19 protein-coding genes are annotated in these 20,208 nt (G+C 72.3%); 8 read left to right on the top strand and 11 right to left on the bottom strand.

Annotated elements, in window-relative coordinates; translation table 11 throughout:
- Positions 1–31: 31 nt before the first annotated feature.
- Both KGA66_RS08790 and KGA66_RS08795 read right to left on the bottom strand, forming a co-directional pair.
- The gene (locus KGA66_RS08790; protein WP_211466550.1) at positions 32–811 is read right to left on the bottom strand and encodes an ABC transporter permease; all 780 of its coding nucleotides are present in this window, start codon (positions 809–811) and stop codon (positions 32–34) included.
- Positions 808–1,893, bottom strand: a complete 1,086-nt coding sequence (locus tag KGA66_RS08795) for an ABC transporter substrate-binding protein (protein ID WP_211466552.1) — start codon at positions 1,891–1,893, stop codon at positions 808–810. The genes KGA66_RS08790 and KGA66_RS08795 overlap by 4 nt, the downstream gene beginning before the upstream one ends.
- 223 nt (positions 1,894–2,116) lie before the next feature.
- On the opposite strand from KGA66_RS08795, the gene KGA66_RS31510 reads away from it, so the two are divergent.
- Together KGA66_RS31510 and KGA66_RS08805 are read left to right on the top strand one after the other, a co-directional pair.
- The gene (locus tag KGA66_RS31510) at positions 2,117–3,049 is read left to right on the top strand and encodes an NAD(P)-dependent oxidoreductase (RefSeq protein ID WP_211466554.1); all 933 of its coding nucleotides are present in this window, start codon (positions 2,117–2,119) and stop codon (positions 3,047–3,049) included.
- A gap of 75 nt (positions 3,050–3,124) precedes the next feature.
- A complete protein-coding gene (locus tag KGA66_RS08805; protein WP_211466556.1) occupies positions 3,125–3,976 on the top strand; it encodes a GNAT family N-acetyltransferase in 852 nt (283 codons plus the stop codon).
- Positions 3,977–3,990: 14 nt separating this feature from the next.
- On the opposite strand, the gene KGA66_RS08810 is transcribed toward KGA66_RS08805, so the two are convergent.
- The 3 genes from KGA66_RS08810 to KGA66_RS08820 form a co-directional block, all read right to left on the bottom strand.
- Positions 3,991–5,322 carry an RNA polymerase sigma factor gene (locus tag KGA66_RS08810; protein ID WP_211466558.1) on the bottom strand — a complete coding sequence of 444 codons (1,332 nt, stop codon included), beginning with the start codon at positions 5,320–5,322 and terminating at the stop codon, positions 3,991–3,993.
- Between the two features lie 10 nt (positions 5,323–5,332).
- Complete coding sequence (locus KGA66_RS08815; RefSeq protein WP_438822023.1) at positions 5,333–5,734, bottom strand: YciI family protein; 402 nt, start codon at positions 5,732–5,734, stop codon at positions 5,333–5,335.
- 195 nt (positions 5,735–5,929) lie between these two features.
- Positions 5,930–6,340 (bottom strand): VOC family protein, encoded by a 411-nt coding sequence (locus tag KGA66_RS08820; protein WP_211466560.1) that lies wholly within the window; start codon positions 6,338–6,340, stop codon positions 5,930–5,932.
- A gap of 182 nt (positions 6,341–6,522) precedes the next feature.
- Between KGA66_RS08820 and KGA66_RS08825 the strand changes: the two genes are divergently transcribed.
- The gene (locus KGA66_RS08825) at positions 6,523–7,224 is read left to right on the top strand and encodes a (Fe-S)-binding protein (RefSeq protein ID WP_211466562.1); all 702 of its coding nucleotides are present in this window, start codon (positions 6,523–6,525) and stop codon (positions 7,222–7,224) included.
- Between the two features lie 18 nt (positions 7,225–7,242).
- Here the strand turns inward: KGA66_RS08825 and KGA66_RS08830 are convergent, their stop codons facing one another.
- Entirely contained in the window at positions 7,243–8,133 is an 891-nt protein-coding gene (locus tag KGA66_RS08830) for an LLM class flavin-dependent oxidoreductase (RefSeq protein ID WP_246507263.1), read from the bottom strand.
- Positions 8,134–8,235: 102 nt separating this feature from the next.
- Between KGA66_RS08830 and KGA66_RS08835 the strand changes: the two genes are divergently transcribed.
- Positions 8,236–8,949 carry a class I SAM-dependent methyltransferase gene (locus KGA66_RS08835; RefSeq protein WP_211466565.1) on the top strand — a complete coding sequence of 238 codons (714 nt, stop codon included), beginning with the start codon at positions 8,236–8,238 and terminating at the stop codon, positions 8,947–8,949.
- On the opposite strand, the gene KGA66_RS08840 is transcribed toward KGA66_RS08835, so the two are convergent.
- The 3 genes from KGA66_RS08840 to KGA66_RS08850 form a co-directional block, all read right to left on the bottom strand.
- Positions 8,939–9,991: a tetratricopeptide repeat protein gene (locus tag KGA66_RS08840; RefSeq protein WP_211466567.1), complete on the bottom strand. Its 1,053-nt coding sequence runs from the start codon at positions 9,989–9,991 to the stop codon at positions 8,939–8,941. The two genes, KGA66_RS08835 and KGA66_RS08840, sit on opposite strands and share 11 nt — an antisense overlap.
- Positions 9,992–10,004: 13 nt before the next feature.
- Positions 10,005–11,276 (bottom strand): ATP-binding protein, encoded by a 1,272-nt coding sequence (locus KGA66_RS08845; protein ID WP_211466569.1) that lies wholly within the window; start codon positions 11,274–11,276, stop codon positions 10,005–10,007.
- 142 nt (positions 11,277–11,418) lie between these two features.
- Entirely contained in the window at positions 11,419–11,946 is a 528-nt protein-coding gene (locus tag KGA66_RS08850) for a GNAT family N-acetyltransferase (protein ID WP_211466571.1), read from the bottom strand.
- Between the two features lie 136 nt (positions 11,947–12,082).
- On the opposite strand from KGA66_RS08850, the gene KGA66_RS08855 reads away from it, so the two are divergent.
- Together KGA66_RS08855 and KGA66_RS08860 are read left to right on the top strand one after the other, a co-directional pair.
- Entirely contained in the window at positions 12,083–14,464 is a 2,382-nt protein-coding gene (locus tag KGA66_RS08855; RefSeq protein ID WP_211466573.1) for a Tex family protein, read from the top strand.
- A gap of 75 nt (positions 14,465–14,539) precedes the next feature.
- Positions 14,540–15,958, top strand: coding sequence for a hypothetical protein (locus tag KGA66_RS08860; protein ID WP_211466575.1), 1,419 nt, complete (start codon positions 14,540–14,542; stop codon positions 15,956–15,958).
- A gap of 118 nt (positions 15,959–16,076) precedes the next feature.
- Here KGA66_RS08860 and KGA66_RS08865 read toward each other — a convergent pair whose 3' ends face one another.
- On the bottom strand, positions 16,077–16,796 hold the full coding sequence (locus KGA66_RS08865; protein ID WP_211466577.1) for a PhzF family phenazine biosynthesis protein: 720 nt from the start codon (positions 16,794–16,796) through the stop codon (positions 16,077–16,079).
- A gap of 489 nt (positions 16,797–17,285) precedes the next feature.
- Between KGA66_RS08865 and KGA66_RS08870 the strand changes: the two genes are divergently transcribed.
- Positions 17,286–18,107: an SAM-dependent methyltransferase gene (locus KGA66_RS08870; protein ID WP_211466579.1), complete on the top strand. Its 822-nt coding sequence runs from the start codon at positions 17,286–17,288 to the stop codon at positions 18,105–18,107.
- Between the two features lie 3 nt (positions 18,108–18,110).
- Here the strand turns inward: KGA66_RS08870 and KGA66_RS08875 are convergent, their stop codons facing one another.
- Complete coding sequence (locus tag KGA66_RS08875) at positions 18,111–18,725, bottom strand: TetR/AcrR family transcriptional regulator (protein WP_211466581.1); 615 nt, start codon at positions 18,723–18,725, stop codon at positions 18,111–18,113.
- Positions 18,726–18,902: 177 nt separating this feature from the next.
- On the opposite strand from KGA66_RS08875, the gene KGA66_RS08880 reads away from it, so the two are divergent.
- Positions 18,903–20,195 (top strand): MFS transporter, encoded by a 1,293-nt coding sequence (locus KGA66_RS08880; protein WP_211466583.1) that lies wholly within the window; start codon positions 18,903–18,905, stop codon positions 20,193–20,195.
- Positions 20,196–20,208: the final 13 nt, after the last annotated feature.

Here is a 20,208-nt window from a genome sequence, read left to right on the forward strand (position 1 = left end):
GCCCGCGCCTCCAGCAGGAATGCGCCGCCGGTCACCCTTCGCCCCGCCGCGGTTCGTATCTGCGCCACGGCGTCACCAGCCGCTCGAGCGCGTACGTGGACGCGAACAGCAGAACACTGAGCACGGCGATCACCACGATCGCGGCGAAGACCAGGTCGATACGGAAGACGCCCTGCATCCGCTGCATGTAGATGCCCAGGCCGTACTCCGCGCCCGCGTACTCGGCGAAGACCGCGCCGCCGATCGCGTACGTGATCGACACGCGCAGCCCGGTGAAGAAGAACGGCAGCGCGCCGGGCACCCGCACCTTGACGAACGCCTGCCAGCGGCTCGCGCCCATCGAGCGCAGCAGCCGCATCGCGTCGCCGTCCGCGGCGGCGAAGCCCTCGGCCAGCGCCGCGGCCAGGGGGAAGAAGGTGGCCAGCGCCACCAGCAGCACCTTCGGCAGCAGCTGGAAGCCGAATACGACCACGAACAGCGGCGCGATCGCGATCACCGGCACCGTCTGCGAGGCGACCAGCAGCGGGTAGACCGCGCGCCGGGCCGCGTCGGAGAAGTCCATCGCGGTCGCGATCAGCCAGGACAGGGCGAAGGAGAGCGCGAATCCCGTCGCCGTCTCCCGCAGCGTGGGCACAGTGTTCTGCCACAGGTCCCCGCGTGCCCGCCAGCCCGCCGAGACCACCTGGGACGGCTCCGGCAGCACCTGCGCGTCGCGGATCGCGAACTGCGCGACCAGCTGCCAGCCGGCGACGACCGCGACGGCCACCAGCAGCGGGGGCCACAGCGTGCGCCACAGGCGGCGTGCGGTCACGGGCTCTGGTCCGAGGCGGGCAGGTAAGCGTTCGTGTACAGAGTCGAGAGCTGCGGCGGCGCGGCCAGCGCCTTGCCGGAGGCGTCGGCCAGGATCCCGTTGCGGTACAGGAAGTCGGTCAGCGCCTGCCAGCGCGCCTGGCTCTGCACGCCGACCTTGCCGCCGGCGTCCTTGTAGTACTGCGCCGCCTCCAGGTTCGCGCTCTCGTCCACCAGTTGCTTCTGGCCGCCGAGCGCCGACTGGTTCGCCTGGATCAGCAGGTTCGCGGCCTGCTGCGGGTGGTCGGTGGCGTACTGGTAGCCGCGCAGGACGGCGGCGAGGAACTTGCGTGCCGTCTCGGCGTGCGCGGTCAGGTACTGGTGCGAGGAGGCGATCAGTGCCGAGTAGATCGCCGGGAAGCCGTAGTCGGACAGCTCGAAGGTGCGCAGCGGCTTGCCGACCAGCCGCGCCTGGATGACCTCCCAGGTCGGTTCGGGCAGCGCGAAGTCCGCCTGGCCGGCGTACAGCGCCTGGTAGGCGTCCGTGTTGAGGGTCACGTTCTTGAACGTGCCGGTGCCCCCGGCCTGGCGGATCACGTACTTGAGCATCGGCGCTTCCAGCGGCGAGCCGTAGCCGGCGTAGGTCTTGCCGTCCAACTGCTTCGGCGAGGTGATCCCGCTGTCCGCGCGCACCCCGACGACCACGTCGGTCTTCTGCGTGATCGCGAAGACCGAGGTGATGTCCTGGCCGGTGGCGGCGGCCTCGGTCAAACCGTCCTGGTAGGAGATGCCGAAGTCGGCCTTGTGCGTGGCGACCAGCGTCTCCGGGGCGGTCGAGCCGTACGGCACGATCCGCAGGTCGATCCCCGCGGCCTTGAAATAGCCCAGCTGCTGCGCGACGAAGATCCCGGTGTGGTTCGTGTTCGGCGTCCAGTCCAGCGCGAGGGTCACGGTGGTGGCCGCGCCGCCGGACGCGCCCGCCGTACTGTGGGCGGGAGCGGACGACGAGCACGCCGCCGCCCCTGCGACAGCCGACGCGAGGACGAACGCCACGGCGGTCCGCCGGTGTCTGCCGAGATCGATGCTGAGCTGCCCGAGATCCATGGTCGATCATCATATCGCTAACGCGACCCGTTCCGGATATCGGACGCAATTGTCCAGGGCTTGGACGCCTGCGCCGAAGGCTGAAATGCCGCGGACTGGGTAGAGGGTTGCATTCGTATCGCCGCTCAGTGCGCGCAGATACCCCGCGTGTCACTCAGGCGCGCGGTGACGTACCGTGCTCGCAGAGCAGAGAGAAGCTCACGAAGCAAGGGGGAAGACGACGATGGCTGCCGAAAACGACAGCTCCGGAAATACCGTCCTGGGCAACGGCATCGGCTGGATCGGCACCGGGCGGATGGGCAGCGCGCTGGTGACGCGCCTGCTCGGGGCCGGGCAGCAGGTTTCCGTGTACAACCGCACGCGGGTCAAGGCGGAGGAGTTGGCCCCGCTCGGGGCGAAGGTCGTGGACAGTGCCGCCGATCTGGCGGACTGCCGGATCGTGTTCATCACCGTGGACGCTCCGGCCAGCCTGGTGGCCGTCGCGACGGCGCTGCTCGGCGGGGGAAGCGGCCCGCGCACCGTGGTCGACTGCTCCACGGTCGACGCCCCCGCCGCGCGCACGCTGCGCGAACTGGCCGCGAAGACGGACACCGCCGTGCTGGCCGCGCCGGTGAGCGGCAACGCCGGAGCGGTCGCGGGCGGGACCGCCTCGTTCTGCGTTTCCGGTCCGCTGGACGCCTATCAGCAGGTGCTGCCGCTGCTTGAGATCCTCGGACGGTCCGTCAGCTACGTGGGCGAGGGCGACGCGGCACGGGTGGTCAAGCTCTGCCACAACATGCTGCTCGGCGTGGTCGCGCAGACCCTCGCCGAGGTCTCCACGCTCGCGCAGCGCTACGGCGTGACCCGCACGGCCCTGATGCAGTTCCTCAACGGCTCGGTGCTCGGTTCGGACTTCAGCCGCTACAAGACACCGGCGCTGCTGAACCTGGACTTCAGTCCGACGTTCACCACCGAACTGCTGCGCAAGGACTTCGATCTGGGACTGGCCGCCGCGCGGGTGGTGGAGGCGCCGATGCCGGTGGCCGGCGCGGCATATCAGCGTATTCAAGAGGCCGTGACCTCCGGGTACCGGGACGCGGACTTCGCGGCACTGCTCGAACTCCAGGCGCGCGCGGCGGGCATCGAGCTGCGCCCCGAGGGCAACGCGGCAAGCTGATCCGCGGCCGCCGGCCGGACCGCGCGCGGGTAAGAACCCGGATGCGCCTGGTCCGGCCGGGTGCCACACTGCGCTATGGCTTGGCATATCACTGACGATCTGGCGGCTTTCGACGCGGCCGCACTCGGTCTGCTCAAGCAGCAGCCGACACAGAACACGGTGCTGCTCTCCGTTCCGGGCGTGCTGCGTGAGCGGGGTCCGAACGCTTTCGGTTCCGAGACGCCGCGCTTCGGCTGGTACGAGGAGCCGGACGGAACGGTCAGCGGCGCTTTCGTTCATACGCCGCCGCACCCGCTGCTCCTGTCGCACGTCCCCGCCGAGGCCGTGCCGGCACTGGCCGAGGCACTGCTCGCGTCACCGTGCCCGCTCGCCGGGGTAAACGGGCAGCGCGAGCAGGCGCAGGCGGTCGCGCAGGCGTGGTGCGCCGCGAAGGGCACTGACGCAGTGCTCGAACGCACACACCGGCTGTACCTGCTCGGGCAGCTGATCGAACCGGAGCCCGCGCCCGCCGGGGCCGCGCGTTCGGCGACGGCCGATGACCTCGACCTGCTGCTCGACTGGTTCGTCGAGTTCACCGCGGAGGTCGGCGACCCGGTGATCAATGCGCAGCGGGCGGTGGTGGATCGGCTCGACTACGGCGGCCTGACGCTGTGGGAGCTGGACGGCGTACCGGTGTCGATGGCCGGGATAACGCGGCAGCTCGAAGGCGGCGGTATCCGGGTCGGGCCCGTGTACACGCCGAAGCCGTCGCGCGGGCACGGCTACGCCGCGGCGGCCACCGCGGCGGTCTGCCGGCTGGCGTTCGAGCGCGGCGCCCAGGAGGTGTCGCTGTACGCCGATGTGGCGAATCCGACCAGCAACTCGCTGTATCAGCGTCTCGGGTTCCGGTCGCTGGGCGAGCGCGTGGTGATCCGGTTCGAGGGCTGAGTGCGGCTGACGATTCATTCCGGCCGGCTCGAAGCGCACGGCCCCTTCCGCTCGGCTCCCGTGTCCGCTCCCGCTCCCGTGCCCGCCTCCGCTCCCGCGTCCGCCGTTGCGGCCAGCCGGGCGGCGCGCAGGCTCAGGTGGTGCCGCTCCGGCAGGCTCGCGGTGCGGCGTGCGGCGGTGCGGTAGTCGGCGATCGCGGCCTCGTGGTCGCCGGCGAGTTCGTGCAGATGCGCGCGAACGGCGTACAGCCGATAGTGGCCGGCGAGCATGGGCGGCGGGTCGGCGAGCAGGGCGAGGCCGGCCGCGGGGCCGTGCACCATCGCGGTGGCGACCGCCCGGTTCAGGGTGATCAACGGGTTCTCGCTGATCCGGGCGAGAACCCCGTACAGCGCGAGGATCTGCGGCCAGTCCGTCTCGGCGGCGCTCGCCGCTTCGTCGTGCACGGCCGCGATCGCCGCCTGCACCTGGTACGGCCCGACCGGGCCCCGCGGCAGGGCGGCGGTGATCAGCGCGATGCCTTCGGCGATCGCGGCCGCGTCCCAACGGCCGCGGTCCTGCTGCGCGAGCGGGACGAGTTCGCCGTCCGGGCCGGTGCGGGCGGGCCCGCGCGCCTCGGTGAGCAGCATCAGGGCGAGCAGGCCGGCGACCTCGCCGTCGTGCGGCAGCAGCGCGTGGACGGCCCGGGTCAGGCGGATCGCCTCCCGGGACAGCTCGACGCGCCGCAGTTCGGGGCCGGCGCTGCCGGCGTAGCCCTCGTTGAAGATCAGGTAGAGGACGTGCAGTACCGCGTCGAGCCGGGCGGGCCACTGCGCGGCGCCCGGCATCCGGAACGGCGCCCCGGAGGCTTTGATCCGCTGCTTGGCCCGGCTGATCCGCTGGCCCATGGTCGCCTCGGGGACCAGGAAGGCACGGGCGATCTCGCCGGTGGTCAGGCCGCCCACCGAGCGAAGGGTGAGCGCGATCGCCGAGGCCGGCGACAGCACCGGGTGGCAGCACAGGAACAGCAGCGTGAGAGTGTCGTCGCGGCTCCCCTCGTCTCCGGCGTCGGCCCCGGGCACGCACCGCCGGTCCTCCGGGACCGACCCGGCCACCAGCTCCTCGCGGCGGCGGCGGGCCTGCTCGCTGCGGACCTGCTCGGTCATCCGGCGCCCGGCGACCTGGATCAGCCAGCCGCGCGGGTTGCGCGGCGCACCCTCGGCCGGCCACTGCGTGACGGCGTCCAGCAGCGCTTCCTGGACGGCGTCCTCGGCGGCCGCGAAGTCCCCGTAGCGGCGGGTGAGCACGCCGACGACCTGCGGCGCGAGCTTGCGCAGCAGGTCCTCGACGCTCGGCGCGGGGCTCGTCACCAGGGCGGGATCACAGCTCGGCGGGCGGGGCCGCCATGATCTGGCGCACCTCGATCGGCATGTCCAGCGGCCGGCCGCCGGGTCCGGGAGCGGCGGAGACGGCGGCCGCGATCTCGATCGCCCGCCGCTCGGTGTCGCAGTCCACGATCCACCAGCCGGCCACCCACTCCTTGCTCTCCGGGAACGGCCCTTCGGTGACGACCGGCGCGCCGCCGCCGTGTGAGCGCACGATCCGGGCGGTCTCCGGCATGGCCAGGCCCTGCGCGTCGACCAGCTCACCGGCGGCGGCGAGGTCGGCATTGGTCCGCTGCATGAACCGGACGTGGGCCTGGATCTCCTCGGGCTTCCACTGGTCGAGCCCGGGGAAGTCGGCGTTCTCCTGGCTGAACTGCATCAGCAGCATGTACTTCACGGCTCTGCTCCTCATCGTGGTGCCCGCCTGCGGCGTGCGGGGCTCTCACGGGTAGGTAGAAGCACACCCGGCGTCTTCGACATCCTCAGCGGGATCGCGCGAAAAAACCAGCTGCCATCCGGGGTGCCCCGGCCGGCCGGCGCGCCCCCGTCGACTCGGCGGAGCGTGGACGGCGGCCGGCGCCGGACACTGGGCTCACGCGGACAGGTTCAGCTGCCAGGAGACGCCGAACTGGTCGTTGACCCAGCCGAACTTGCGGCTGAAGCCGTAGTCGCCCAGCGGCATGAGCTCGGTACCGCGCTCGGCGAGGGCCGCGAAGAGACGGTCGAGTTCGGCCTCGTCGTCGCACTGCACGAACAGCGAGACCGCGGGAGTGAAGCCGAAGTCGTGCTGCGCCGGACTGTCGATGCACATGAACTGCTGTCCGGCGAGCGAGAACGTCGCGAGCTGGACGGTCCCCTCCTTCCCGGGTCCGTCGGCGCCGTAGCGGGTGATACCGACCACCTCGGCGCCGTCGAACAGAGAGACGTAGAAGGCCATCGCCTCCTCGGCGTCGCCCTCGAACATCAAGAACGTGGTGATCTTCTGCGTCGTCGTGATCTGCATGCGACGTGCTCCTTCGGTGCTTTCAGGCGGTCCGCACGGGGCCATGGTAATCGGCGGCCCGCGCCGGGAACGGCGCTCGCCCGGGCGAGCGCGGGCTTGCCGCCCCGTCCCTGCCGCAGCAGGATGGCAGCGGACGTTCCTGCGGATTCTCAGGATCTTCGACGGCGTCGAGAGGCCGGCCGGTGCGTGTCGCGCTGTTCATCACCTGTCTGAACGATGCGCTGTTCCCCGAGGCGGGCAAGGCGACCGTCACGCTGCTCGAACGCCTCGGCGTGACCGTCGATTTCCCCGACGCGCAGACCTGCTGCGGGCAGATGCACTACAACACGGGCTACCGCGCGGACGCCGAACCGCTGGCGCGCGCCTTCGCCGCCGCGTTCGCGGGATACGAGTACGTCGTGGCGCCCTCGGGTTCCTGCGCCGCCATGGTTCGCGACGTTCATCCGATGATCGTTCCCGACGTTGCCGTGCCGCCCGTCTACGAATTGTCCGAATTCCTGACCGATGTGCTCGGCGTCCAGGACGTCGGCGCCTACTTCCCGCACACGGTCGCCTACCACCCGACGTGTCACTCGCTGCGCCTGCTGAAAGTCGGCGACCGGCCGCTTCGGCTGCTGCGCGCCGTCGCCGGGCTGGAACTGGCCCGACTGCCCGGCGAACAGGAGTGCTGCGGCTTCGGCGGGACGTTCTCGGTGAAGAACCCCGACGTCTCCACGGCGATGGGCGCCGACAAGGTGGCCAACGCGGTACGCAGCGGCGCCGACTACCTGGTCGCCGCGGACAACTCCTGCCTGATGCATATCAGTGGTCTGGCGCAGCGTTCCGGCGCGCCGATCAGGACGATCCACCTCGCCGAAGTGCTGGCCGCGACGCGCGGGGACTGACCCGGGCCCGCCCGCCGCCTACGACATCCGGGCCCGCAGCACGCCGGCGGCTCTCGCGAACTGCGCCGCGGGATCCGCTCCGACCGGACGAAGCACGACGCTGTCCACGCCCGCCGCCCACAACTCCCGGACGCGCTGCGCGACCTGAGCCGGCCCGCCCGAGACGCTGAAGACCTCCTCCTCGGGCACGCCCAGCATCCGCGAGTATTCGGCCAGCACCGGAGCCATCGCGGCACGCACGGCCGCGGCGTCCTCGCCGACGCACAGATGCGTGAAGATGATCAGCTCGTGTGGACTGTCCCCCGCGCCCTCGCCCGCAGCCGCAGCCGAGCCCGCGCGGCCCCTGTCGATCAGGGCCCGAATCCGCGGCAGGTCCTTCGGCCCGTTCCCCTCCACGATCAGCGTGCCGTCCGCGACCCGGCCCGACAGCTCCAGCGAACGCGGGCCGATCACCCCGGCGATGACCGGCGGCGGCTGCCGCGGCGGATGCACCAGCCGCATCTGTTCGAGGTGCAGCGCCCGGCCGTCGAGCGACACCTCCTCGCCGCGCAGGATGGCCCGTACCGCGCCGATCGTCTCCTCAAGCAGCGCGAGCTTGCCCGTGACATTCGCACCGACCTGCGCCATCCAGTCCGGTGCGCCGTGCCCGATCCCGGCCAGGAGCCGGCCGGGGTACAGCCGTGCCAGCGTCCCGAGCTCCATCGCCAGCAAGGCCGGGTTGCGCAGCGGCGCGGGGGCGATTCCGATGCCGACCCGCAGCGTGTCCGTGGCCGCGAGCGCGGTCGCGGCCGAGGCGATCGAACCGGCCCAGCGCAGGTCCTCCACCACCCACAGTTCGTCCGCGCCCGCCGCCTGCGCGTCGCGGGCGAACCCGGCGAGCGATTCCGGCGGCAGGGAGCGGTCGAACATGACGCCGAGGCGGCGCGGTCCGGCTGGAGTCTCGATCACGCGGTCACGTTAGCAGCGTGTCCTGACACGGCGCGGGAACCGGACGGCTGGTTCCATGGATCCATGACGAGACGAAGTCGCCAGGGATACGGCGGCACGGGACCGGGACCGATCACGCCGGACGGCTGCGCGGTCGAGCTCTACACCCGCCTGCCACTCGGGGACGAAGCGGACATCGTGCAGCGCGCGGTGCCCGCCGGCGCGCGCATCCTCGAGCTGGGTTGCGGCGTCGGCCGGGTCACCGCCGGGCTGCTGCGGCGCGGGTTCACGGTGACCGCCGTCGACGAGTCGGCCGAGATGCTCGAGTACGTCAGCGGCGCGAGAACCGTGTGCAGCCCGATCGAGTCGCTGGAGCTGGACGAGCGCTTCGACGCGGTGATGCTCGGCTCCTTCCTCGTCCACGCCGGCGATCCCCAGGTGCGCCGAGGACTGCTCGGCGCCTGCCGGCGGCACGTCTCGGACGGCGGCTGCGTCCTGATTCAGCGGGAAGGGGATGGCTGGCACGACAACGTGCCGCGCGAGGCGCCGCTGGCGGACGGGCTGGCCCGGGTCGTCTCCTCGGTGCCCGTGACCGCTCAGGTCCGGTCCGTGCACGTCGAATACGTGTTTCCGGAAGCGCGCTGGACGCAGACCTTCCTGTCGCGTCCGCTGACCGACGAGGCATTCGAGCAGGCCCTCGAACAGGAGGCGGGACTCGCGGTGGACGCCTACCTGACCGACGACCGCACCTGGGTGCGGGCCGTGCCGCGGCGCCCGCCGGCCGCCGCTACTTCCTGACGTTGCGGGAATTGCGCGCGGCGATCAGCAGCCCCACCGAGACGAACGGCAGCAGCCGGCTCCCGCTGCCCAGGCCGTCGAACGCCGAGCGCACCGCGTGTGGCGGCACGATCTGCACGATCGAGCCGATCACCACGACCATCAGCGTCACGGCGAAGACCGCCAGGGCGATCAGCGCGCGGCGATCCGTGCGCAGGACGGTCGTCGCGAACGGGCCCACGCTGCGCCGCGCGGTCGCCAGGATCCAGCCCAGGCCGGCGAGCAGTCCCGCCGTGACCGTGATGCCGAGGCCGCGCAGCACGCCCGGGCCCACGACCCCGGCGGCTAGAACGACCACGAGCGTGGCCGCATACGCCGCCACGCACAGGCGCCGCAGCAGCAGCACGATCGTGTTCGCCAGGTTCTCCCGTGCGAGCTTCTGCTGCGGGTTGTGCCGCAGCGAAGTGCGGAATCCGGCCAGCGCGTGCGCCCACCGGCCGTTGGCCCGGTCGAGCACGGCGATGTTGTTGTGCGCCGTGGCCAGGTTCGGGTTGATGCTCAGCGCGTGCATGTACGCCGCGCGCGCCTCCTGCGTGCGGCCGAGCTGCTTCACCACGACGCCGTAAAGCACGTGCACGTCGGCCTCGTTCGGGGCCAGGTCACGCGCGCGCCGCGCCGGCGGCAGCGCCGCATTCGGGTCGCTGTGCCGGAGGCATTCGGCCAGCAGCCAATGGCAGCGCCACTCGTCCGGCGCCAGCCGCAGCGCCTCGCGCGCCGAACTCGTCGCGGACCGGCGGTCGCCGACCGAGTTGTACGCGTTGGCCAGTATCCGGTGTCCGTGCTCTGAGGTGGGGTCGACCGCGACGGCGGCCTGCGCGGCGTGTATCGCCCCGTCCATGTCGCCGGCCGCGTGATGGCAGCGGGCGAGCATCCGCAGCGCGAAGGCGTTCTGCGGGTCCGCGGCCAGCACCGCGGCCAGCCGGGCGCGCGCCTCGGCCGCTCTTCCGAGGTCGAGCAGGGCGGAGGCGCGCATCAGTTCGCCGCGTAAGTCCAACCCGGTCACCGCGCCGTCCTAGCTATAGCAGCTTGCGCTTCTTGAGATAGTCCAGCAGGTCGTCGTACGCGCCGGCCTCGTTCGCGAACAGCGCCACGTTGCGCGCCGACTCCAGCCACGGTCCCGCCGAGGGACGCACCTCGTGCAAAGCCGCCTCGACGTCCCGCATCTCGATCATCCGCACCGTACCGGAAACGGCGGAATCCAGCAGCGCCCGCTCGGCCGCGGTCTCGCACACGTGCGCCAGGTCCGCGCCCGAGTAGCCCTCGGTGCGCTTCGCGGCCGCGGCCAGGTCGATCTTCGCGACCGGCCGGCCCTTGAGGTGATGGCGCAGGATCGCCTCTCGCGCGCACTGGTCCGGGGGCAGCACCAGCACCGTGCGGTCCAGGCGGCCCGGGCGCCGCAGCGCCACGTCCACGTCCCACGGCGCGTTGGTGGCCGCGAGCACGAAAACCCCGTCGTTCTGCGCGCCGACACCATCGAGCTCTGACAGCAGCTGGTTGACGGTCCCGCGCAGCGAGTTGGACCGCAGCTGGCTGCGGCGCTGCCCGATGGCGTCGACCTCGTCGAGGAACAGCACACACGGGGCGTGCCGCCGCGCGGTCGCGAAGATCTCGCTCAGGTTGCGTTCGCTCTGCCCGATGTACATGTCGAGCACGTCGGCGAGAGTCACCGAGAAGAAGGCCGCGCCGAGTTCTCCGGCGATCGCGCGGGCGATGAAGGTCTTGCCGCAGCCGGGCGGCCCGTAGAGCAGCAGGCCGCCTTTGAGCGACTTGCCGTAGAGCCGGCGCAGTTCCGGATTGCGCAGCGGCGCGAGGAACGCGGCCTCCAGCCGCTTCTTGACCTCGGCCATGCCGCCGACGTCGTCCAGTCGCACGGTGCTGACGGCCTCCACGTCGAACGCCGGTTCGGTCAGCTGCTCGTCGTCGCCGTCGAGGAACATCGGCGGCAGGGCCTCGCCGAGATCGCGGGCAGCCGCCTCCCAGTCGAATGCTTCGAGGTCGGGTTCGCCGGCGCGCTGCGCCTGGGGAGCCGGTGCGGCCGGGCCGGGGGAGCAGGCCGCGGCTGCCGCGGCCGGGCGTATCGCGCCGCCGCCGGAGACCGCGCGCTGCATCAGGTCCAGCGCCTCGGTACAGGTCGGGTCCGCGGCGAGCACCAGCCCGAGGTGACTGATGGCTTCCGCGCCGCAGCCCGCGTCGAGCAGCAGGCCGGCCAGGTGCAGTCGCAGCGGCACATCCTGCGGGGCGGCATCCACCGCCTTGCGCAAGCTCTCGATGAGCGGCGAGCCCTCCACTGCGTCCCTCCCGGTGCCTTGCCCGGCGCGGAACGCCGGGGCATCCAGTGTAGGGGGCGAAGTCCACGCCTGGACGGGAACCGCCAGGATCGTCACGCTGCGCCGAGCGCCGGTGACGTCTCGTCGGGCGCGGCGGCCGCGATCAGCCTTCGAACCGCATCTCGATCAGCGACGCGGTCTCGTCGAGGTCGTACGGCGTGGTGGCACCCGTGTCGACGAAGCCGTAACGGCGGTAGAAGGCGTGCGCCCGCTCGTTGCGTTCGTGCACCGACAACGTGATCACCTCCGCGCCCGCGGTCTCGCGTGCCCAGCGGATCACCGCGTCGAAGAGACTCGGCGCCACGGCGAACCGCGGGCCGCGGTGCGCGGGCGTGACGTAGACGCCGTAGACGACCAGCTCCCGCCCGGCGGTCAGGGCGCCGTCCGGCTTCGTGAACGCTCCGGCCGTGCCCACGATCCGGCCGTTCTCGTCGAAGGCCGCGAACAGGGCCGAGTCCGGTGCCTCGGCGCTGCGCCGGGCCCGCTCCCGCCACACCTCGTCGGGCTTCGCGCGGGCGTCCTCGTACCGCTCGGAGAAGCCGATCGGTGTGTCGCTCAGTGCCTCCAGCCGGATCTGGCGAAACGCCCGCCACTCGTCGGCGTGAACCCGCCGGACCTGGTATTCACCCATGAAGGGGAGCATGCCCGCCCGCCCCGGCGGCGCGCCACGCGATTACGCCGCGTCGCACGTGGGCCGTGCCCGTTTCCGGTACGGTGGCCCGGCACGATGCGAGGGACAGTCGACAGGCGGGCAAGGGCGGAAGACGATGACGGTGCCGATCAACCAGCGGATCGCCGAGGAATTGGGCGTCCGGGAGCGCCAGGTCGCGGCGGCGGTGGACTTGTTGGACGGCGGGGCGACCGTCCCCTTCATCGCCCGGTACCGCAAGGAGATCACCGGCGCGCTCGACGACACCCAGCTGCGCACCCTGGAGGAGCGGCTGCGGTACCTGCGTGAACTGGAGGAGCGGCGCTCCGCGATCCTCGAGTCGATCCGCAGCCAGGGCAAGCTCGACGACGCGTTGCAGGCGCAGATCCTCGCGGCCGACTCCAAGGCCCGGCTGGAGGACATCTACCTGCCGTTCAAGCCCAAGCGCCGCACCAAGGCGCAGATCGCCCGAGAAGCAGGCCTCGAACCGCTGGCGGACCTGCTGCTGGGCGACCCGTCGCAGGACCCGCAGGCTGCCGCGGCGCAGTACGTGGACGCCGACAAGGGCGTCGCGGACGCCGCCGCCGCGCTCGACGGGGCGCGGGCGATCCTGGTCGAGCGCTTCGCCGAGGACGCCGACCTGATCGGCGACCTGCGCGAGCGGATGTGGGAGCGCGGCCGGATCGTCTCGACGGTACGCGAGGGCAAGCAGGACGCGGGCGCGAAGTTCTCCGACTACTTCGAGTTCGCCGAACCCTTCACCACGCTGCCGTCGCACCGGGTGCTCGCCCTGCTGCGCGGCGAGAAGGAGGAGGTGCTCGACCTCGTCCTCGAACCGGAGGAGAGCGACCCCGCGGCCGCGCCGGCTCAGAACGTGACACCGCGCACCGGCTACGAGGTGCGCATCGCAGCCCGCTTCGACATCGCCGACCAGGGCCGGCCCGCGGACCGCTGGCTGCTGGACACGGTGCGCTGGGCTTGGCGCACGCGCATCCTGGTGCGCCTCGGCATCGACCTGCGGATGCGGCTGTGGCAGGCGGCCGAGGACGAGGCGGTGCGCGTCTTCGCGACCAACCTGCGCGACCTGCTGCTCGCCGCGCCGGCCGGAACGCGCGCCACGATGGGCCTGGACCCCGGCTTCCGCACCGGAGTCAAAGTCGCCGTCGTGGACGCCACCGGCAAGGTCCTGGCCACCACCGCGATCTACCCGCACGTGCCGCAGCAGCGCTGGGACGAGTCGATCGCGACCCTGGCGAAGCTGGCCGCGCAGCACCGGGTCGACCTGATCGCCATCGGAAACGGCACCGCCTCGCGGGAGACGGACAAGCTGGCCGTGGACCTGATCGCCCGCCACCCCGAGCTCAAGCTGACCAAGGTGCTCGTCTCCGAGGCCGGTGCCTCGGTCTACTCGGCCTCCGCGTACGCGTCGCGCGAACTGCCGGAGCTGGACGTCTCGCTGCGCGGCGCGGTCTCCATCGCGCGGCGCCTGCAGGACCCGCTGGCCGAGCTGGTGAAGATCGACCCGAAGTCGATCGGCGTCGGCCAGTACCAGCACGACCTGTCCGAATTCAAGCTCTCCCGCTCCCTCGACGCCGTCGTCGAGGACTGCGTCAACGCGGTCGGCGTGGACGTGAACACCGCCTCGGTGCCGCTGCTGGCGCGGGTGTCCGGCATCGGCGAAAGCCTCGCCGAGAACATCGTCGCGCACCGCGACGCCAACGGCCCGTTCCACACCCGGGCCGCGCTCAAGACCGTCTCCAGGCTCGGCCCGAAGGCATTCGAGCAGTGCGCCGGCTTCCTGCGCATCCCCGGCGGCGACGACCCGCTGGACGCCTCCGCGGTGCACCCGGAGGCGTACCCGGTCGTGCGCAGGATCCTTACCTCCACGAAACAGGAGATCAAGGCGCTGATCGGGAACTCGGCCGCGCTGCGTTCGCTCAAGCCGGCCGACTTCGTCGACGACACCTTCGGCCTGCCGACGGTCACCGACATCCTCAGGGAACTGGAGAAGCCGGGCCGCGACCCGCGACCGGCGTTCCGCACCGCCGTGTTCAAGGAGGGTGTGGAGAAGCCCTCCGATCTCCAGCCGGGCATGCTGCTGGAGGGCGTGGTGACCAACGTCGCCGCGTTCGGCGCGTTCGTCGACGTGGGCGTGCACCAGGACGGGCTCGTACACGTCTCGGCGATGTCGAAGAACTTCGTCAAGGACCCGCGCGAGGTGGTCAAGCCCGGGGACGTGGTGCGGGTCAAGGTGCTGGACGTGGACCTGCCGCGGCAGCGCATCTCGCTGACGCTGCGCCTCGACGACGAGCCGCAGCCGCCGCGCGGCGGCGGGCGCGGGCCGCAGGAGCGGCGCGAGGGCCCGCGGCGCGATCAGAACCCTGCAGGTGGCGGCCGGGACGAGCACAGGCGCGGGGAACGCGGCCGCGGCGCGGCCGGTGGCGGCGGTTCGCCGGATACCGCGCTGGCTGATGCGCTGCGGCGCGCGGGTTTGGTTTAATGGTCGCGAACAAGAACACGAAATCGTAACCACCCGGCAGCACTGCGTATCAGGAAGCGTGGGTACGAACCAGGGGTGAGCGCCGATTGGAGCACGCCGGGTCCGGACCGGCCGACGGACCCGCGCGACGAACTCGTCCAGGCCCTGCTCGGCCTGCGCTGGGCGTTGCCGCGCACCGACGCGGACGCCCGGGTGGCACTCGACCAGTTGTCCGGTGTCGCCGCGCGCCTCGGTCAGCTGGCCGGTGAGCCCGCCGATGCGCAGTCTCCGTGGGAAGGCCAGGTGCAGGCGCTGCTCGCGCAGGCCGGTTTCGCGCTGGACTGGTGGCGTCCGGTGCTCGACGACGTGGACCTGGACTGGACGCTCAACCACCAGGCCCATCTGTCCGCCGACCTGGCCCGGATAGCCTCGGCCGGGGCGCGCATCCTCGACCAGTTCGCACCGTCCACGCCGCACCCGGGTGCCAACCCGCCGTCCGCGGTGACCCAGGGCCCGCCGCAGCCGCCGCCGCGGGTCGCCGCCGCGTTCGGCTCGGTGCCGGCGACCGCGATCGTCGACCCGCTGGCCAACTCCGGGCGGCACCGCCGGCCCGCCTACGAGTTCGACGTCCCGCAGTCGCCGCCGCGGCCGTCAGCCTCGGCGCCGCCGACGCCCGCGGCCGCGCCGCCGTTCGAGTCCTGGCCGCAGCAGCCGCAGCAGCCCGCGCCGCTGCCCGACACGCTCGATCCCGAACTGGAACGGCTGCTGCGCCCGCAGCAGCCGCAGCCGCATGCGCCGGCGGAGCCGGCCGGCGTGCCGGGCGCAGCCGAGCCGGGCTCCGCGGGGCCGGCCGCCGCGGGGCCTCCCTTCTCCCACCCGGTCGCGTGGGCCGGGCCCGGCAGCGACATACCCGGCGGTGAGCCGCAGACCGATCCGGGCGGGCACCCCGACCGGCGCGGACCGCACGCGGGCATGGTCGTGCAGGCGGTGGGCATCCTCGGCGCGGTCGCGGCGCTGTCCTGGTGGGCGGTCAGCAGCCTGCACCTGGGCTCTGCGCCCGCCGGGCATCCCGCGGCGGCGCAGTCGCAGGGCGCGCATCCGGCCGCGTCGGCCTCCGCGAAGGCGCACCCGGCCGCGTCGCCGACGCCGCTTGCCACGCACTCCGCGGTCACCCCGGTGACCACGCCGCCGACCTCGCCCCCGCCGCCGAACGCGGCGGGCGTCACCTCGATCCACGTCGAGCTGCTCGGCGGTAGCCCCACGGTGCATCAGGTCGCGATGATCCTCTCGGTGAACACCGCAGGCACGGGCCAGGTGACCGTCACCGTGGACTACTGGGGAACGAAGAACGGCGTTAAGAGCGACGAGCGCACCGCCTCGTGGACGCTCAGCGGCAAGACCGCCTACTCGATCGGCGCGTCGATCCCGGTGGACGCCTACTGCGGCGAGCAGGTCACGCTCAAGGCGGCCTCCGGGGACACCACCGCGACGCAGTCCACCAGCCCGGGCTGCTGACGCCGCGTCGGCGCACGACTCACGGCGCGTCAGCGACAGCGGATCAGTGACTGCTGGTAAGTGACGGCGAGTCAGTCGGAGCGGATAAGTCAGAGCGGATCAGTGACTGCGGGTCCGGTCACAGCGTGACGCGGCGCCAGCCGTCCGACACGACGCGCCCGCCGACTTCGGCCCACCCCGGCTCGGCGGCGGGCCGCGCGTGCAGCACCGATCCGCGGCCCTGGCGCACCGTGATCGGCCGGCGCAGCAGGTCGGCCAGCCGGATCGCGGCCGATCCGGTCGCCTCGTCCTCCGGCACCGCGACGTCCCCGGCGAACGTGCGGGCCCGCACCAGGCCGGCCGCCTCGTCGAGCCACGCCCAGAACTGGTGATGCGCGCGCTGCCCGGCGGCCTCGACCTCGAGCGCGTCGACCTCGGCGGGATCGTCGAGGCGCACGAACCGCCACGGCGGAGTATCCGCGATCGCGCCGCGGAACCACACCACGGAGTCGCCCTCGTCCTGCTCGCGCCAGGCGGCCACGGGCGCGGCCAGGCGCGGTCGCAGCACCTCGGGCACCGCGCCGCCGGCCCGCTCGCCGAGTACCCACGCGACGCCGACGGTGGGGTGCCCGGCCAGGCGCAGTTCGGCTGCCGGGGTGAAGATGCGGAACCCGGCCCGCGGCTCGTCGTCCACGAACACGCTCTCGCTGAAGCCGAGGAGCGCGGTCAGCCGGATCCCCGACTCGGCCGGCAGCCGCGCCGCGTCGAAGACGACGGCCAGTTCGTTGCCGTGTCCGCCGGCGCGGTCGGCGAAGACCCGCAGGACCTGTACGTCCAGGGTTTCGGTCAAAGCGATCACCGGTCCTTTCCGGCCCAAGATTAATCTTCTTGCCCGGACCGGCGCGATCGGCTTACCGTGTCCATACACCGAAGGGAGGTGATCCTGAATTGAGTAGTGTCAGGACGCGTGAGGTGGCTGTCCGCTAGCCGCCCCGCCCGCTTCGACAGGCTCGGCGGCGGGCGAATACCAGCAGTCACCCGGCCCGCAGGCTCACCGGCATCGTCCCCGGTGCCCTGCCGCGGCGGCCTTCCGAGACCGCCCGGTGGGGAAGCAGCCTGCGGGCCGTTCGCGTACGCTCGCGAGAACCGCGGCCCGCCGCTCTCGCGCAACGTCAACGGGTGATATCGCACTGTGAGAAGCCTCGCCACAGGTCGCAGCCGCAATAAGGATCAACGCGCTCGCTGTGCCTCATGGTGCGTATAACGAGTACTGTGGTCCCGAATACGGTCGTTTCTTTCCGCGCGTCGTGGATAAGCAGATGGCCTCGTGTGGACGTGATGACGCTGTGTGGAGGCGAGGACGCTGCACGCTCACGAGCTGGACCCGCATCGTCCCAACCCGGCCCGGATGTATGACTACTACCTGGGCGGGTTCCACAACTTCGAGGCCGACCGGGAAGCCGCGGAGGCGGCGGAGTCCGCGTTCCCCGGGGTTCGCGCGGCCGCGCGGGCGAACCGGGACTTCGTGCGCCGCGCCGTGCGCTATCTGGTCGGCGAAGGCATCGACCAGTTCCTCGATCTCGGCTCAGGCGTGCCGACCGCGGGGAACGTGCACGAGGTCGCGCAGGCGCTGAACCCGGACGCGCGTGTGGTCTACGTCGACGCCGAACCGGTCGTGGTGCACGCGGGCGAGGCGCTGCTGGCGAACAACGACCGGGCCCGGATCCTGCACGCCGACATCCGGCACGCCGAGGCGGTGCTCGGCGCGTCCGAGGTCGAGCAGTTGCTGCGGTTGGACCGGCCGCTCGGCCTGATCATGGCCTCGGTGCTGCCGCACATCCCGGACTGCGACGACCCGGACACCCTGGTCGCCCGCTACGTCGCGGCGCTGGCGCCCGGCAGCTACCTGGTGCTCTCGCACGGGAGCATCGACGACTACAACGCCGCGGAGACCGGCGAGGTCTACGACGTCTACCGCGCCGCCACCAGCCCGATCACCTCCCGGCCGGCCGCGCGCCTGACCGCCTGGTTCGACGGCCTGGACCTGGTGGAGCCCGGCGTGGTCGTGGTCACGCACTGGCACCCGGAACGCGGCGACGTGCCGGCCAAGCTGCGGATCGCGCATCACGGCGGCGTGGCGCGCGTCCCGTGGCGGCCGGCGGCGCGCTGAGCGTCAGTCCAGTGCCGCGCTGATCAGGGCCTCGGCGGCGGCCCTGGCCGGGGAGGCGGCCTGCGGGGTGTGGTCCATGCGCGCGGACACGCTCGCACCGTCGTAGAGCAGGTGCAGCTGCCAGGCCAGCAGTTCGGGGTCGGCGGCGCCGGCCTCCCGGGCCAGCTGTGTCAGCAGCTCCCGCATCCAGCCGCGGTATCCGTCGACGGCGGTCTCGATGGGGCTGCCCGGCCGGGCCTCGGCGGCGGCGTTGACGAACGCGCAGCCGTGGTAGTGCGGCTTGGCGAACGACTCGGACAGGACGTCGAAGACCGCGAGGAGTTTCTCGCGGGCGGTCTCGACGGGGTTCAGCCCGCTGAGCGTGTGCTCGCGCCGCGCCTGGAAACGCTGCTCGAGGTACGCGCGGATCAACTCGTCCTTGCTGCCGAAGGCGCTGTAGAGCGTCGCTTTCGCGACGCCCGCGCGTTCGATCACCCGGTCGATGCCGACCGTGTTCACGCCTTCCTCGTAGAACAGCTCGTTCGCGGCGGCCAGCAGGCGTTCGCGCGCCGAGAGGCGGGCGTGCTCGGTGGCCTGCCGTGCGGCGCGGTTCGCGGCGGCGGAGGTTTCAGCGGCCATGCCTTGACTATACCAGACCGGTCTGTCTAGGCTCTGGGAACAGACAGACCGGTCTGACTGGCAATGCGGACCCGGTCTTCCGGACGGCCGTCAGCGTCGACGACGCCCGTCGCCCCCTTCTTCGCCGTTCCGCTTCGCCGTTCCAGCGACCGCGACCAGCCAGAGGAGCCGCGTCCGATGTCCACCGCCACACAGTCGTCTACCGCCACACAGTCGTCTGCCGCCGCACAGTCGTCTACCGCCGCACAGGCGCCGCACCGCGCCGCGTCCACGCCCGCCCGGCACGCCGATCGAAGGCGGCTGAGAGCGCTGCCGGACCGTGCCGCGTTCCACCTCCAGACCTCGATCGTCGTGACCTTCCTCGCCGCGTCCAGCGCCCCGACGCCCCTCTACGGGCGCTACCAGGCCCAATGGCACTTCTCGCCGATCACCACCACGGCCGTGTTCGGCGTCTACGCGCTGGCCGTGCTCGGCGCGCTGCTGACCGTCGGCTCGCTGTCCGACCACGTCGGGCGCCGCCCCGTGCTCATCACCGCCATCGCGTTGCAGGCGGCATCCATGCTCGTGTTCAGCACCGCCGGGAGCGTCAGCGCACTGATGGCCGGGCGCGTCGTGCAGGGCGTCGCCACCGGCGGCGCGCTCGGCGCGGTCGGCGCGGGACTGCTCGACCTGCACCGGGCGAAGGGCACCATCACCAACGCCGTCGCCCCGCTGGCCGGCACCGCCACCGGTTCGCTGCTCTCCGGGGTGCTGGTGCGCTACCTGCCCGCGCCCGAACACCTCGTCTACCTCGTGCTGTTCGCGGCGTTCGCGGCGCAGGCGACCGGCGTGGCGCTGATGCGCGAGACCTCGGCGCGTGAAGACGGCGCGCTGGCCTCGCTGCGCCCGCGACTCGGCGTGCCGAGCGCGGCGCGCGGCCCGCTGCTCAAGGCCGCGCCCGTGCTGGTCGCGCTGTGGGCGCTGGCCGGGTTCTACGGCTCGGTCGGCCCCGCGGTCGTCGCCCTGGTGACCGGTTCGCACTCACCCGTGCTCGGCGGACTGTCGCTGTTCGTCCTGGCCGCCAGCGGCGCGCTCGCGGTGCTGCTGCTGCGCGGCGCGCTCCCGCGCACGGTGATGCTGCTCGGCGCGCTGCTGCTGTCCGTCGGCGTGGTTGTCACCCTGATGGGCATGGAGACCCGCTCCGGTCTGGTGTTCTTCGTCGGAGCCGTCATCGCCGGCGCCGGCTTCGGCGCGGGCTTCCAGGGCGCGATCCGCACCGTCGTCCCGCTCGCCGCGCCGCACGAGCGCTCCGGACTGCTCTCCACCGTCTACGTGATCTCATACCTGGCGATGGGGCTGCCCGCGGTCGTCGGAGGGTTCCTGATCGTGCACGCCGGGCTGCTGCCGGCGGCCCGCGAATACGGCGCCGCGGTGGTGATACTGGCCGCCGGCGCCCTGGCCGCCGTCGCCCGCCCGGCCGCCCGGGTGTGAAAGTTTCGCAGGT

Origin of the sequence: Actinocrinis puniceicyclus (assembly GCF_018283645.1) — a bacterium.
In the GTDB taxonomy this organism is placed as follows: domain Bacteria; phylum Actinomycetota; class Actinomycetes; order Streptomycetales; family Catenulisporaceae; genus Actinocrinis; species Actinocrinis puniceicyclus.